This is a genomic window from Legionella shakespearei DSM 23087 (assembly GCF_000373765.1).
GTDB classification, from domain to species: domain Bacteria; phylum Pseudomonadota; class Gammaproteobacteria; order Legionellales; family Legionellaceae; genus Legionella; species Legionella shakespearei.
This window is the reverse complement of sequence record NZ_KB892404.1, coordinates 167,747-182,522: the sequence shown is the minus strand read 5'-3', so window position 1 is coordinate 182,522 and position 14,776 is coordinate 167,747. Positions and strand designations below refer to the sequence as shown.

Below are 14,776 nucleotides of genomic sequence, written 5' to 3'. Positions count from 1 at the left end.
TTGATTAATTCATCTATAATGATTATATCGAACGAAATGATTGAGATAATTATGGAATCCTTGTCAGCCAATGAAGCCAAGACGCATTTTGGCGATCTTTTACTCAAAGTACAACGTGAGCCAGTCCAGATAAACCGCAACGGTAAAGCTGTAGCTGTGGTGTTATCTGTTGAAGATTACTTAAATCTGGAATCTCTCAAAATGCAATATTTAAAAACTCGTGTAGAACAGGCAAGAGAAGAAATGGCTATGGGGCGAACAATTGACGGTAATGCGTTTTTTGATGAATTATTAAATGGCACATTTGATTAATGATCCAATACCAACTTACCTCCAATGCAAAAGAAGACCTGATTCACATTCGACGCTTTACTTTAAATCACTGGGGCGCACAACACTCTGCAAAATATTTGGAAGAGATAAAAAGCCGCATCCAATTGCTAGCTGAAATGCCGCTAATCGAACAAAACTGTTTTGAAGATGTGAGAAAAGACGTTTATCGATTTTTATATGGTGCTCATACTATCTATTATATAGTGACACCTGAGACCATAACTATCATCGCCATCCTTCACCAAAGCATGATACCCGCGTCGCATTTGGGAAATCGGTTATAAAATTAGACTTGATCTTGAACCCTTGATTTGGGATTATCATGGTTCTTGTTTTTTCAGGTGGTACTATGAGTAAACTTATTAATATTCCCGTTGTTGTCGAGAGCGGACAAAAATATAAAACCTCACACGGCGTTACCGCGATTAAAGACGGGGTAAAATCAACAGGACAGGCTCATGAGCGTTTACCCAAGCCTAAATGGTTGCGCATAGTCAATCATACAACACCTGCATACAGCCAAGTGAAAGAACAAGTCCAGAAACACCGCTTAGCCACCGTTTGTGAAGAAGCCAAGTGTCCCAACATTGCAGAATGCTGGTCACACGGCACCGCCACCATTATGCTCATGGGAGCTGTCTGTACCCGAGCTTGCCGATTTTGCTCCGTAGACACAGGCAATCCCCATGGCTGGCTCGATGCCCAGGAACCTGAAAACACCGCCAACACCGTTGCACTAATGAATCTTGATTACGTTGTTTTAACATCAGTCAACAGGGATGACTTACCCGATGGCGGCGCAAACCATTACGCACAGGCAATCAGAGCAATCAAACAACGCTCTCCACGTACAAAAGTCGAAGCGCTGACCCCTGATTTTCAGGGAGTGGAAAAAGACGTAGCCACACTACTGGATAGCGGAGTTGATGTATTTGCCCAAAATGTAGAGACAGTCGAACGCCTGACTCATCCAGTACGCGACAACAGGGCAGGCTACCATCAAACTCTAAACGTTCTGGCCTTTGCAAAACGCTACAGACCCGATGTACTCACCAAAACCAGCCTGATGCTAGGCCTTGGCGAAACAGATGAAGAAATCATCCAAACCATGGACGACTTACGAGCTCACAACGTAGATATCCTGACCCTCGGACAATATCTGCAACCCACCAAAAACCATCTGCCCATAGAACGATACGTTACGCCCGAAACTTTTGCAGAATTAAGAAAAATAGGCTTACAAAAAGGCTTCTTCGAAGTAGCCTCCGGCCCCTTGGTACGATCCAGTTACAGAGCAGACAGAGTATTTAAACGCGATAATTTGGGATTGGATGAAGTAAACCAATAGTTTACCGCGAGGAGCATTTCCTCTTGAAGCCTATGTTGCGATCGCCAATACAGGGTACCAAAAATGATAATGCTAAGAAAACCGAGCCGCGACCGTAAGGAAGCGGAACAGTTCGATGTATTCCACTGTTGATTATTTACGAGGTGCACATCCAAAATTTCCGCTCCCTTACGGTCGCGGCTCGGTTTTCTTTAGGTAATGATTAAGAAGAGCAGCCAGCGCTACTGCTGCATTAAGACAAACTAAATCAAAGCACAAGACCAGGATCCAACCTGAAGGGTGGCATGGTGGAGCTTTTTAGGCGCGGAGCTTGCGAGCACCTAAAAAGATCTACCATGACAGGCCCCTGAAACACAGGGCAAAAAAGTCACGCCAAAGAGCAGTTCTTTATTTAGAACTGTGAATATGAAAACCTTGATTTCGCTGTCGCTGCATCAAGGCTACAGTATTTAATAACTCTCAAGCCAGCTCAACACCGCGAGCCCGCATAACCCTATGTAAAACCCAGGCCAGAAGATACATCAAAACCCCCAAGCCCAAAGCACAAACCCCCATAATCAGATAATAACCCTTATAATAAGGCAAACTCTCAACAGCAGAAGTAATGTTTTCAGGAATCGCTACCCAACCCGCAACACGACCCGAAATCGCATTCGACATCGAACTGGCTAAATACCAGACCCCCATAGCAAAGGCAATCGCACGACCATCACAATACAAACCTATCATACTTAAACCTATAGCACTGACCCAGAGTTCCGCGATGGTAATTAAAATATAAGTCAAAGCAATATAATTCCCATTAACTATCCCAGAAGTAGCCTGACTCGCAGCAAATGCCATCACCATTAAAGCGACACCAGACAATACGGTTCCAGCAGCAAACTGATAAGGGATAGTAAAACGAGAAAAGAAACGATAAAAACGAGGCAACTGACTGCCTATAATTAAAATAAGCATGGGATTTAACATCTGATATTGAGCAGCAGAAATACTTAATCCCAATAAATTGTGATCTGAATTATTCTCTGCAAATAACACCAGAGTACTGTTCATCTGATTGTAAATAATAAAAAATACTATAGCTTCAATAATCAATAACAAAGCAATCATTTGCTTGCTACGGGTTTCTCCCTGCAACTTAATCGTTTTTGTTAAAAACCAAAGTATCCCCAAAGTACAACCAACGCTGATAATCGTGCTGGCAATATACACATGGGTATAGGCATACAAAGTCAGGACGTAAATGACGCCAATATAAGCAACCAGACGAAGAATGCCTTGCCTGGAAAATCGTGAAGCATCCATACCCCAGACAACACTGTCATAAATAGAATATCTTCTGGCAAAATTTAACGCCGCAATCGATTTACCGACAAAAGTAAGCGTTAAAACAGAAAGAGGGCCATAACGGCTGTCTAATAAAGCCGGAGCAATTAATGTCGCCAAAAGAGCCCCAACATTAATTGCCATATAGTAATAAGTCATGGCTGATTTTGCTCTAATCGCATCATCAGAATAAATATGCGATACCATGCTCGATGCCGTACCCATCAATAAAGAATTCGTGGCTGGAATAAAAGCAAAAGCCGCAATAAACATCAAATCCCCATGAGTGCTGATGGTATAACCACTCAGCATCACCAGCAAATACGCGAAGGCCAGCATAATACTCCCAAGGAGAATCGAGCGCCTGACCCCAACAACAGTATCCGCCATATGCCCGCCCAACATCGGCATCAAATACCCCATAGCCTGCGTCACCCCCATAAAAGCATACGCTTTGCCCTGACTGTAACCCAAACCTTGCATCAATAAAGGACGAGTCAAAAACAAAACCAGGACGGTATTCAGAGCATAGACAGAAAACTGACTCCAAAAGGTGATGAATATAATATTGTTGGTTTGCTTCTGGCGGAGATTTAATTCAGGAAGATAGTTTTTTACTGCTTCAGAAATCACGTGTACACCTCATCCGTAAAGTTTTTTTAAATGCTCAATTGCGTCTGACATATGCCACCCGAAGCACCACTACAGCTCCGCCGTCCCGCGGCTTGACCGCGGGATCCAGGGATCTAAGCTCAAAGTGAGATTTCTGGATCCCGAAGACAAGCCGCGGGACGGCGGAGTAGTGGCACTCGGCATGAAGCATAATCGTGAACCCAGATTATCATTTCTTGGCAAGGACTACATCAATTATATGAGTATCATGATAAGGAAAAGTGAAGATTTTGCTAAATAAACGCTTCAGCCGCTGGATTAAAAAATATTTAGGCAACATACGTATGGATAAAGTATTGAGAAACCAGGTGCCCTCAATCCCAAAAAGCGCCAACTCATCAATATTATTCAGGGTAATAGGTATTTCCAGACGCTGATGAGCAACAATCTCAAACTGATGTTGTTTAAAGGCTAATATCAATTCATCCTGATTTGCAGCAACAGTAGTGTTTTTGACTATGGACTTATAATAATGGCCAACCATGCTACTTAAGATAGTGTCCTGAGCAATAAATTCAGCCAATTGCTGCTGTGCCACAGGAAAGGAATCATAGGTAGTTGTAATCATTGAAAAATGGCCATTGGCTCTGGTAAGCAATTTCGCTTCATCAAATAAAGAGCTGATGGGGATATACGCGTTAATAAAATGAGCAAGAACCAAATCCTGGCTGTGCGGAGGCAAAAAGCGACTGGCATCAGCAGCACTGCACTCTATAGTCTTTAACGGGAGCGTCTCACTGGCTTTTTTCAACATTTCAGATGAAACATCAATACCAGTAAATTCCGCCCGCGGCATCACGTGTTGCAGCTTTTGTAAAAATGCCCCATCACCTACACCGAGATCAAGAACCTTATAATGAGGTTTTAAGCCCAGATAAGCTTTCTTCATCTGTTCAATAGCGACATGATGACTCTCACTAATCGCACCAAAACGATTAGCAGTGGCGTAGTTCTCAGCGATTTGGTTATACATGGCCTTCAAGGACATGCAAAATTCCTGTTTAATACGGTTTTGTCAGTATATCGCTAAATAAAAGTGTTTGCGACAGCTGTTTGAGGAAAATTGTCATTTTCAACAAACAGGGAAGTATTTAAAATTATCAGGTCTTGTTTGACGCTAATTCGCAAGATTGATACCATTGCTTCTAATATTATCTCGTCCATAGATAAAGGATCATTTGTGCAATTCATTGACTTAAAGACTCAGACCCAAAGAATAGAAGCATCATTGTATGCGCGAATTAAAAAAATAATTGATCAGAGTGACTTTATTATGGGTTCTGATCTGCATGAGTTAGAGTCAGTATTGGCAGAATATGTTGGTGTATCTCATGCCCTGGCCGTTTCTAGCGGAACGGATGCGCTTCTGATTGCTTTAATGGCACTTGGTGTTAGCGCTGGTGATGAAGTAATTACCTCACCATTTAGTTTCTTTGCAACGGCCGAAGTGATTGCATTACTCGGTGCAAAACCAGTTTTTGTTGATATAGATAAAGATACTTATAACCTTGATCCATTAAAACTTGAAGTGGCTATTACTTCCAAAACGAAAGCAATTATCCCCGTCAGTTTATACGGTCAATGTGCTGATTACGATTCGATTAATGAAATAGCGGAGCGTTACAAGCTTCCAGTGATTGAAGATGCTGCCCAAAGCTTTGGTTCTACCTATAAGAAAAGAAAATCTTGCGCTTTGACAACTATTGCCTGTACGAGTTTCTTTCCATCCAAACCACTAGGGTGCTTTGGTGATGGAGGCGCTTGTTTTACGAATGATGCAGATTTAGCTGCTCGCATGAAAGAAATCAGAATTCATGGTCAAAGTAAGCGATACTACCATACCCGTATAGGAATTAATGGTCGTCTTGATACTCTTCAGGCCGCTATTTTGCTCGAAAAAATGACTATTTTTCCAGATGAAATTTTATTACGTAACGAGGTTGCAGCGAGATATAATCGCTTATTACCTGGAAATGTGAAGAAACCGGTAGTGTCGCCACACAACATGAGTGTTTATGCTCAGTATACTATACAAGTAGAAAGCAGAGAGGAACTGCGCGCCGCACTTCAGGAAAAAAATATTCCTACAGCTGTACATTATCCAATAGGTATTCATGAGCAACCTGCTTTCAAAGAGCTCTACCCTGGAGAGCAGAAACGATTTCCAATTACAGAAAAAGCAGCTAGCCAGGTATTAAGTTTACCCATGCATCCGTATTTGACGTTGGTAGAACAGGAAGAAATATGTGACGCAATCACCAGTTTTTTAAATCACAGTATTGCTGTCTGATGCTTGTCAACTTTATTTCGAAAATGAAATATAGAGTGAATCGAGGATAGTGGATAACTCAATGTGTATTTGAGTATTTAGTTTTAGAAATGTGATCCGTTATGATAAGATGCCTTGGTTTATACGATAATTTAAAGTGATGGTTATTCAATGACAATACTTGTTACTGGTTGCGCCGGTTTTATTGGCTTTCATCTTGCTTTGCAACGTCTGGCTTCCGGAGACACCGTATATGGTGTTGACAATTTAAATGATTATTACGATGTTGGGTTAAAGCAAGCACGCCTGGATATTCTGAAAAAACATAAGAATTTTAATTTTTCTCCTATAGATATCTCTGATAGAGAAGCTACTACTGCGCTTTTTAATGAGAATCCTTTTGATAAAGTGGTTAATCTGGCAGCACAGGCAGGGGTGAGATACTCCCTGGTTAATCCTCATGCTTATATTGACTCTAATGTTATTGGTTTTATGAATATTCTGGAAGGATGCAGACATAGTCAGGTAAAGCATCTGGTGTATGCATCATCAAGCTCAGTATATGGTGCCAATACCAAACAGCCATTCGCTGAGGATGAATCTGTAGATCACCCCATTGCATTGTATGCGGCTACTAAAAAAGCAAACGAATTAATGGCTCATTCTTATTCACATCTTTATAATCTCCCCACTACCGGACTACGCTTTTTTACAGCCTATGGTCCTTGGGGAAGACCTGATATGGCCTTGTTTTTGTTTACAAAAAACATATTAGAAGGTAAACCCATTAAAGTGTTTAATTACGGGCAAATGGTTCGTGATTTTACTTATATTGATGACATAGTAGCTGGCATTTCTCTTGCTATCGATAAAATTGCGGAACCGGATCCTTCCTGGGATGGTAATTTACCCAATCCAGCAACAAGCAAAGCCCCTTATCGTATTTATAATATAGGAAACAATAATCCCAGAACGGTGATGCAATATATAGCAGCCATTGAAGAGTCGTTAGGGAAAAAGGCTATTATTGAATTCGAACCGATACAACCAGGTGATGTTCCTAAAACTGAAGCGAACATAAATAGAATCAAGCATGATTTAGGTTATCAACCCACCGTTGATGTGACTACTGGTGTTGACTTATTCGTTAATTGGTATTTAAGTTATTATTGCTAAAAGAGGTGGAGATGACGCATCAAAGGACAGTTTCAATTATTGGCTTGGGTTATGTTGGCCTGCCAGTAGCAGTTGCATTCGGTAAACAAAAGGAAGTGATTGCATTTGATATTTCTGAAGAACGTATTTGGCAATTAAAAGATGGAATTGATACAACAGAGGAAGTCAGTTCTGATGAATTGAGAGAGTCTGATTTATTTTTGACTTCTAATGTCGAGGATTTAAAGAAAGCGGACTTTCATATTGTAGCAGTTCCAACTCCTATTGATGATTCAAACCAACCGGATTTAAGCCCTCTTGTTAGTGTGTCCACTATGATTGGCGGCATTATTAAAAGGGGAGACATTGTTGTATATGAATCAACAGTGTATCCAGGCGTAACTGAAGAAGTGTGTTTGCCAATTATAGAGCAACATTCAGGTCTTAAGGGTGGTGTGGATTTTTTTGTAGGTTATTCTCCTGAAAGAATTAATCCCGGTGATAAACTGCATTCTTTTACGAAAATTAAAAAAGTAGTGTCAGGACAAACGCCAGAAATCAGGAAGATAGTGTCTGCTGTATACTCTAGTGTGGTAGAGGCTGGTGTTTATGAGGCGAGTTCAATCAAAGTCGCTGAAGCTGCAAAAGTAATTGAAAATACTCAACGTGATATTAACATTGCATTTGTTAATGAACTGTCCATTATATTCCATAAAATGGGTATCCAGATACATGAAGTTTTAGAAGCAGCAAAAACAAAGTGGAATTTTTTACCTTTCGAACCCGGTTTGGTTGGCGGGCATTGTATAGGCGTAGATCCCTACTATTTAACCCATAAAGCCCAGCAATTAGGTTTTCATCCTGAAGTCATTCTGTCTGGACGCCGTACTAACGATAACATGGGAAAATATATTGCTGAGCGTGTTATCAAAACCATGATTCAAAAAGATTTACCTATCAGGGGCAGTAAAGTCGGAATTTTAGGGTTTACATTTAAAGAAAATTGTCCTGATGTTCGTAATACTAAAGTTTTTGATATTATCAATGAACTTAAAACGTATCATATTGAATCTGTTGTTTATGATCCAGTTGCCGATCATAAGCTTGCCTTGCACGAGTATGGTGTAGAATTGGCAAGTTGTGATGCGGTAAAAAATCTGGACATTGTTATTATGGCTGTTGCTCATGCTCAGTTCAAACAAATAGAGTTTCAATCACAATTTGTCCAGGCGAAAATTATTTTGGATGTTAAGAACATATTTCCTGCGCAGGATAATGTGGTAAAACTTTAATGATATTGACGTATTGATTGTGATTTAATCCAAAATCTTAAGGAAACAGACGTCAATGCTAAAAATTTTATATGTTATAGGGAGTATGCAGGTTGGCGGGGCAGAGAGACATTTGTATCGAATTGCCTCTGAATTAGCCAAATCTGATTATCAAATTCAAATTTTTGCTTTGGATCCTGAGGGACCTTTAAAGCAATTATTTGAAGAAAATGGCATTCGCGTGCGAGGGGTTCGTTTTCCTGCGTGGATAAAAAAATTCATGAAAACGAATCGCATTTTAGCATGGATTTCTCTTGTTATTTCATCCCTTTATTTATTTTTAACCCTGCTGACTTATCGTCCTAAAGTCGCTCATTTCTTTCTTCCCGCAGCTTATATCATTGGTGGGTCCATTTCTTTATTGTTTCCCAATATCAAACGAGTGATGAGTCGACGCAGTATGAACTACTATCAAGACAAGCATACTCGTTTCGCTAAAATCGAGCGATGGCTGCATCCTAAAATGGATGTCATTACTGGAAATTCGCAGGCAGTAATCGAGCAGTTGCAGGAAGAAGGAGTAGCCAAGTCTAATTTACGTCTGATTTACAATGGCATTAATACAAACGAATTCAAAGCAGTTAAAACACGCAGCCATATGAGGCAAGAATTAGGTTGCGATGAAAATACTTTAATATTCACCATGGTTGCTAATCTTATAGCATATAAGGGACATTCAGACTTGATAGATGCCTTCCATTGCATAAAAGATAAAATGCCCAAGGATTGGCTTGTTTTATTAGCAGGGCGTGATGATGGAATACAAGCTGATTTATACAATCAGGCCTTAGCCTTGGGTATAGAAAAGCATTTTCACTTTTTGGGCTCAAGAAAAGACATTCCTGACTTATTGCATGCCAGTGATGTTGGCATATTATGTTCTCATGAAGAAGGGTTCTCCAATGCAGTACTGGAAGGAATGGTATCTGGTTTACCCATGGTAGTTACTGATGTGGGTGGAAATGCCGAAGCCGTAATCGATGGTGAGGTAGGTTTGGTAGTACCGGCAAAGCAACCTGAACAATTAGCTACAGCTTTATTGGTCATGATTGATAATAATGCTAGAACTGAAATAGGGCAAAAAGCAAAAAACAGAGTTGAAACAACCTTCAGCATGCAAGCGTGTTTAGATGAGTATGAAAACATGTACAGCCAGCTTCTGGAACATAGTGGTAAAAGGTCAGTACCCATCAGGGATCGGTTGTAGTTCTGCTTTGTAGCCCGGTCTGCTTGCAGCCGGGGAGGCGACTTGTTTTATCCCGGCTGCAAGCAGACCGGGCTACGGCCGTTCCCTAATAGAGGGGCATTATCCTTGATTTGTTAATGGTGTTATTAGTTGGCTTAGTTTTTTCCTAAAATGCTCTATCAATAATAGTGAACCTACCTTTGATAAATGCGACCCATCACTATAGATAGGCTCACGATTGTCAGTGAGATTGCGACAATTTTTCTCATCACAAAAGGCCTCATAAGGGTCGAGATAATAAGTATTCTTGTGATTATTCGCATAGTCTTTTAATACTTGGTTTAAATGAATTGCATTCTGATTAGCTTGTGCAGACACGTCCTGTTTGCAAGATGCTGATTCATGAAACGGCTGTGTTAAACAGGAAAAAATATCTTGTCCTCCACTAGTAGGTACATCACCAAAAAGAATTAATTTATGCTGACCTATTAAACTCCTCAATTCATCCAGTTTATTTATTAAATCAGGATAATCCTCAGGACGTGTACTGCTTAGATTGTATGTCAATTTTTTCTTGTCGGGTAACAACCCTGCAATAGTCAATTGGCTTACCCAACTTTCAGATAATACTAATACGGAATCCTCATTTTTTTTCAACTCAACCAATGCATGTTTTAATACATCTGGACATACTGTATCCCAATCCATTTCATTGGTTAGCCTCGTAACACCAGGCAAAATCAAACAACTGCTTCCTGCCATATATATGGAAAAATTAAGTGATTTTGCAATAAGTTCGTGGAGTCCATGCTGTAGCATTTGTGCGTGGCTATCGCCCATAAGAATGATTTTAGCTGGTTGTTCATCAGAGTTTTGATACGTATAACCAAATGGGTAAGGATAGCCACTTCCTCCAAAAAATTTAATATGATACTCTTTCGGGTTGCCGGCACTGGAAGCAATCATGCGATTTTCTTCAGGCAAACGCCACAACCAACCATCTTGAAAATAAATATTGAGACTCAATACACTAATAACAGCAGCGCTGATGGTTGAACCAGCAAGATAGATTATTTTTCGCTTATTTTCATGATTTATTTTTCTGAAAGGTTGTTCAACAAAATAATATACCATAGTCGCCAGAACAAAACTGATTGAAATCAAAAGATAAGCTTTTGCAGTAGATAAGGGAGTTCCTGCAAGATAATTCCAAAATACGATTAATGGCCAATGAACAAGATAAAGAGAGTAACTAATCAGTCCAATAAATCGCGAATAGGGATTAGCCAAGATAATACTCATTCGAGAAAAGTTGCCTGCATATATTAAAAAAGCCGCTCCTAAAGCTGGCGCAACTGCATTGTATGAAGGAAACAATGTAGTGCTTGTGTAAAAGAATGCGGGTATAAAAATTAATCCGAATCCAGAAATAAACATAAGATCAAAGAAAACAGGCTGTAGAATTTTTTTGAAAGTAACATGTGAAAGTATTACGCCAAATCCAAATTCAAAAGCTCTGAATGGCATCCCGTAAAATAATAAAGAGATATTGTGTTTTTGTAATACTATATTTGCAATAAGACTGAGAGCAGACAAGCTGAGCACCAGCTTTTGAAAAGAAATCCGTCGCTTAAGGCAAAAAATTAAAAGTACAGGCCAGAACAGATAAAATTGCTCCTCAACCCCTAATGACCAAGTGTGAAGAAGCGGTTTAACGAGGGATGATAAATCAAAGTAACCACTATTGAACCAGAAATATATATTGGAGAAAGAAAGAGTTGCGGCAAAAGAAGAACCTGCTACATCTTGAAAAAGGGCAGGAGGAAAAAAGCAAAACGCGGCTAACAAAGTACAAATTAAAACAAAAAACAAGGCTGGCAATATTCTTTTTACTCTGCGAAAATAAAAATTGGAATACGAAAAGTTCCCTGTGGTATTAAATTCAGTGAGAATAATGCGCGTAATAAGAAAACCACTTATAACGAAAAATACATCAACTCCGACATATCCGCCTGGAAAAAAACCAAACCCCACATGATTAAAAAGAACTAACAGTACAGCAATAGCTCTCAAACCATCAATATGATTTAAATATTTTAAATTTGTCAAAATAGCACCATCATTTATATCACGAGCCAGATCATTTAGAAAAGTATAAAATAGCTAATCAAAATTTGAACCACTTGTTTTGGATTACAATCTTTCTTATGATTGAAAAAACCATATCAGAATCAAAGGATTGATTTGAGATGGATAGCCCTCATAATACTTTTATGTGGTTTTTTTTCTTTTATATTGAATACCTGCGCATTGTTTTATCATCCATCTCTCGATATGCATGCAACTCAAACCATGCCGGCCGGAGTCATCATATCTCAGTTGAATACTCTTTCAAAGCAACATATTAAGGATTATTATGGTTTTTCAAAAAAAGTCACGCATCTCTTTTCTATTGGTATTACCCATGATTGGCGAATATCGGAGAATCATCATTTAGAGCATCCGTTTCTTTTTAATTGGTCTTTATGGAGCTTTTCCCATTTAATACAATATGCTCCTGATTTTAATGCTCGCATCAATGGATTAAAAACATTAAGTCGCATATTAATCCATGGATATGAATATAATAATTATCGTTATGCACTTTACCGTGGAGTTGGTCTTTGTTCTCAGTACTCAATTGCATTGGCTGACTTTTTTAAAAATACCATGCACTTTGAATCAGTAGCTATAGGTTTAAATGGTCATGTTGTCAACCAGACGCGATTTCCTGATGGCTCAGTCTTTATCCTTGATGCAGACTATAATACGATATTGCCTTTTGATCTTGATTTCGCTCATGAGCATCCTGAAATCATCAAATACCATTATGGAAAACAATGGAATGAGGAACTTAAGCTAATTTATAGCCGTGAACCGTTTAATTATGAGATTTATGACACTGGTGAAATTGTAATTAGTGACTTTATAAATAAATTTACAATTTTTAATTGGCTTTTTACCTTTGTTTTGATTTTTACAGGCACTGTAGTCTACTGTTTTAGAACAGCTGACAATATAAAAAATCTATAATTATTAACCTTAAAATACTTCTTTCTGTATCGTGAGTAATCACAAAATCTCTTGATTAAAAACACGCTTTGTTGTATTTTCTGTTCATGAATAATATAGCTTCAAAAGCTATTCTATTAAGGCGGATTGATATTTTATTACATATACTTCTTAACTTTAGTGAGAAAGTTACAGGAGTGTGTTTAGATGTTTTTCTATGACGAGTTACTATATCGAAAGTCAATAGCCTTCAGTAATGATTTGGTGCGGACTTATATTATGCTCATCCGGACTGTAGATGTTATGGAATATTAGGATATTATGTCAACTCCCTCAATCTTATCTGCAATACAAAAACTGAGTTTGTTACTTACTAAAGAAGAAAAACTTAAGTGGTTTGGTATTGTCGCTTTTTCTCTATGCAGTTGCTTCTTGGAGATCGTGACAGCATCAGTAATAGTTGTGTTCGCACAAGTGTTAAATCAGCCTCATGTAGGCCAAAAATATTTAAGTATGATTGGTTTTGGTAATGACTTAGCTCCTGGACGTATTATATTTTTCATAGCTATTTCTGTGGGGATAATATATCTTATTAAAAATCTGGTTGCTGCCGCAGAAGTTCTTTATCAAACCTTTTCTATTCAAAAAATGAGTTATCATTTTAAAAACAAACTTCTTCACCGTTACGCCGAAGTGGATTATGGATCTTATTTAACTCGTAACTCTTCTTTAGGTATACAAGTGGTGGGTGGGGATGCAGAACAGATATTTACAAATGGTATGATTTCCATTGCCAGTATTTTATCGGAAAGCTTAATTTTCTTCTGTCTAATAGGCATGGTTATCTGCTTGAATCCATCTTTAGCGCTGTATATTTTTGGAGTTGGAGCTATTTTGGGAGCAATTGTAACAAAAGGAGTTCTTCCAAAATTTTATCGATTTGGTCAAAAACTGCAAGAGTCGGCTCTTTATAGTAGTCAAAATCTGATTCAGTTCTTTCATGCATTTAAAGAGATTGTTTTACTTGGAAAAAAAGATGCTTTTATTGATGCATATCGCCATCATTCCCTCAAAAGATCGCAAGTACAGGCAATGCAAACAAGCATTAATGCACTACCAAGAATCATTATTGAAATTATATTTGTAGGTTTATTTGTCACTGTAGTTGCCTTACTTAGTTTTAATCTGGAAAGCACTGACCAGATGATAGGAATCCTGGGAGGGTATTTATATGTTGGCTTCCGTTTGATGCCTGGTTTGAATCGCATTATTAACCAGCTCAATATATTTAAATCAACTATTCCATCAATTGAGCGTGTTTATAATGAATATGTTCAAGCTGGAATTAAAGTGCATTATTTAAATTTACCTGAATTGGATTTTAATGAAGATATTAAACTTGAAAATGTTAGTTTTAGTTATTTAAATACTGACAAATATGCTTTGAACTCTATTACACTACAAATAAAAAAAGGCGAATGTATTGGTATTGTAGGTGAAACAGGATCAGGAAAGTCAACTCTTGTCGATCTTATTCTTGGCCTTTTAAAGCCTTCTTCAGGTAACATCATTATCGATACTAAATATCCTGTAAATTCGTTGCAATGGCATAAAAAGATAGGTTATGTGCCGCAAACTATTTATCTGACAGATGATACTATAAAAGCGAATATAGCTTTTGGTGAATCTGATGTTGATGAACCCCGTTTATTGGCTGCAATTGAATCTGCTCAGCTTGGAAGGTTTATCAAACAACTTCCAGATGGCATTAACACAAGAGTTGGTGATAGAGGTGTTCGCCTATCAGGAGGAGAGCGACAGCGCATCGCAATCGCTCGAGCCTTATACAGAGAACCAGAGGTACTCATTTTTGATGAGGCAACTTCGGCTTTAGATAATGAGACCGAAGCAAGACTTATGGACACCATATATGAAGTAATTAAAAGCAGAACAGTTATTATGATTGCCCATAGGCTAACGACTTTAAAAGAATGCGAGCGTATTATTGTGATGGAAAAAGGACATATATCCGAGATTATTCAACAAAAAAATAATAAGCTCGAGAATAAACAAGTAGATTATATTGTATAATGCTGAATTAC

Annotated in this window: 12 protein-coding genes; 9 read left to right on the top strand and 3 right to left on the bottom strand. The window is 38.5% G+C overall.

Annotation, left to right across the window (positions count from 1 at the left end):
* Window positions 1–51 precede the first annotated feature (51 nt).
* From B094_RS0109735 to lipA, 3 genes are all read left to right on the top strand, one after another.
* Window positions 52–312, top strand: a complete 261-nt coding sequence (locus B094_RS0109735) for a type II toxin-antitoxin system Phd/YefM family antitoxin (RefSeq protein WP_018577623.1) — start codon at window positions 52–54, stop codon at window positions 310–312.
* Window positions 312–617, top strand: coding sequence for a type II toxin-antitoxin system RelE/ParE family toxin (locus B094_RS0109730; protein ID WP_018577622.1), 306 nt, complete (start codon window positions 312–314; stop codon window positions 615–617). The genes B094_RS0109735 and B094_RS0109730 overlap by 1 nt, the downstream gene beginning before the upstream one ends.
* A 65-nt stretch (window positions 618–682) precedes the next feature.
* Window positions 683–1,681, top strand: coding sequence for a lipoyl synthase (lipA, locus tag B094_RS0109725; RefSeq protein ID WP_018577621.1), 999 nt, complete (start codon window positions 683–685; stop codon window positions 1,679–1,681).
* 459 nt (window positions 1,682–2,140) lie between these two features.
* Here lipA and B094_RS0109720 read toward each other — a convergent pair whose 3' ends face one another.
* Together B094_RS0109720 and B094_RS0109715 are read right to left on the bottom strand one after the other, a co-directional pair.
* Complete coding sequence (locus B094_RS0109720; RefSeq protein WP_018577620.1) at window positions 2,141–3,643, bottom strand: peptide MFS transporter; 1,503 nt, start codon at window positions 3,641–3,643, stop codon at window positions 2,141–2,143.
* 208 nt (window positions 3,644–3,851) lie between these two features.
* Window positions 3,852–4,670, bottom strand: a complete 819-nt coding sequence (locus B094_RS0109715) for a class I SAM-dependent methyltransferase (protein WP_018577619.1) — start codon at window positions 4,668–4,670, stop codon at window positions 3,852–3,854.
* 192 nt (window positions 4,671–4,862) lie between these two features.
* Between B094_RS0109715 and B094_RS0109705 the strand changes: the two genes are divergently transcribed.
* The 4 genes from B094_RS0109705 (at window position 4,863) to B094_RS0109690 (ending at window position 9,644) form a co-directional block, all read left to right on the top strand.
* Window positions 4,863–5,972 carry a DegT/DnrJ/EryC1/StrS family aminotransferase gene (locus tag B094_RS0109705; RefSeq protein WP_018577617.1) on the top strand — a complete coding sequence of 370 codons (1,110 nt, stop codon included), beginning with the start codon at window positions 4,863–4,865 and terminating at the stop codon, window positions 5,970–5,972.
* Window positions 5,973–6,122: 150 nt separating this feature from the next.
* Window positions 6,123–7,127, top strand: a complete 1,005-nt coding sequence (locus B094_RS0109700) for an NAD-dependent epimerase (RefSeq protein ID WP_018577616.1) — start codon at window positions 6,123–6,125, stop codon at window positions 7,125–7,127.
* Window positions 7,128–7,138: 11 nt separating this feature from the next.
* Entirely contained in the window at window positions 7,139–8,398 is a 1,260-nt protein-coding gene (locus B094_RS0109695) for a nucleotide sugar dehydrogenase (RefSeq protein ID WP_018577615.1), read from the top strand.
* A 55-nt stretch (window positions 8,399–8,453) separates the two neighbouring features.
* Window positions 8,454–9,644, top strand: a complete 1,191-nt coding sequence (locus B094_RS0109690) for a glycosyltransferase (protein ID WP_018577614.1) — start codon at window positions 8,454–8,456, stop codon at window positions 9,642–9,644.
* A 99-nt stretch (window positions 9,645–9,743) separates the two neighbouring features.
* On the opposite strand, the gene B094_RS16505 is transcribed toward B094_RS0109690, so the two are convergent.
* Entirely contained in the window at window positions 9,744–11,732 is a 1,989-nt protein-coding gene (locus B094_RS16505; RefSeq protein ID WP_018577613.1) for an acyltransferase family protein, read from the bottom strand.
* A gap of 135 nt (window positions 11,733–11,867) precedes the next feature.
* Here B094_RS16505 and B094_RS0109680 point away from each other — a divergent pair, with 135 nt between their 5' ends.
* Together B094_RS0109680 and B094_RS0109675 are read left to right on the top strand one after the other, a co-directional pair.
* On the top strand, window positions 11,868–12,695 hold the full coding sequence (locus B094_RS0109680) for a hypothetical protein (protein ID WP_018577612.1): 828 nt from the start codon (window positions 11,868–11,870) through the stop codon (window positions 12,693–12,695).
* A 300-nt stretch (window positions 12,696–12,995) separates the two neighbouring features.
* Entirely contained in the window at window positions 12,996–14,765 is a 1,770-nt protein-coding gene (locus B094_RS0109675; protein WP_018577611.1) for an ABC transporter ATP-binding protein, read from the top strand.
* Window positions 14,766–14,776 lie beyond the last annotated feature (11 nt).

Excerpts from the sequence above, each read along its gene's own strand:
- B094_RS0109735 (WP_018577623.1), top strand. The coding sequence starts at position 52 with ATGGAATCCTTGTCAGCCAATGAAGCCAAGACGCATTTTGGCGATCTT.
- B094_RS0109730 (WP_018577622.1), top strand. The coding sequence starts at position 312 with ATGATCCAATACCAACTTACCTCCAATGCAAAAGAAGACCTGATTCAC.
- lipA (WP_018577621.1), top strand. The coding sequence starts at position 683 with ATGAGTAAACTTATTAATATTCCCGTTGTTGTCGAGAGCGGACAAAAA.
- B094_RS0109715 (WP_018577619.1), bottom strand. The coding sequence starts at position 4,670 with ATGTCCTTGAAGGCCATGTATAACCAAATCGCTGAGAACTACGCCACT.
- B094_RS0109700 (WP_018577616.1), top strand. The coding sequence starts at position 6,123 with ATGACAATACTTGTTACTGGTTGCGCCGGTTTTATTGGCTTTCATCTT.
- B094_RS0109695 (WP_018577615.1), top strand. The coding sequence starts at position 7,139 with ATGACGCATCAAAGGACAGTTTCAATTATTGGCTTGGGTTATGTTGGC.
- B094_RS0109690 (WP_018577614.1), top strand. The coding sequence starts at position 8,454 with ATGCTAAAAATTTTATATGTTATAGGGAGTATGCAGGTTGGCGGGGCA.
- B094_RS0109675 (WP_018577611.1), top strand. The coding sequence starts at position 12,996 with ATGTCAACTCCCTCAATCTTATCTGCAATACAAAAACTGAGTTTGTTA.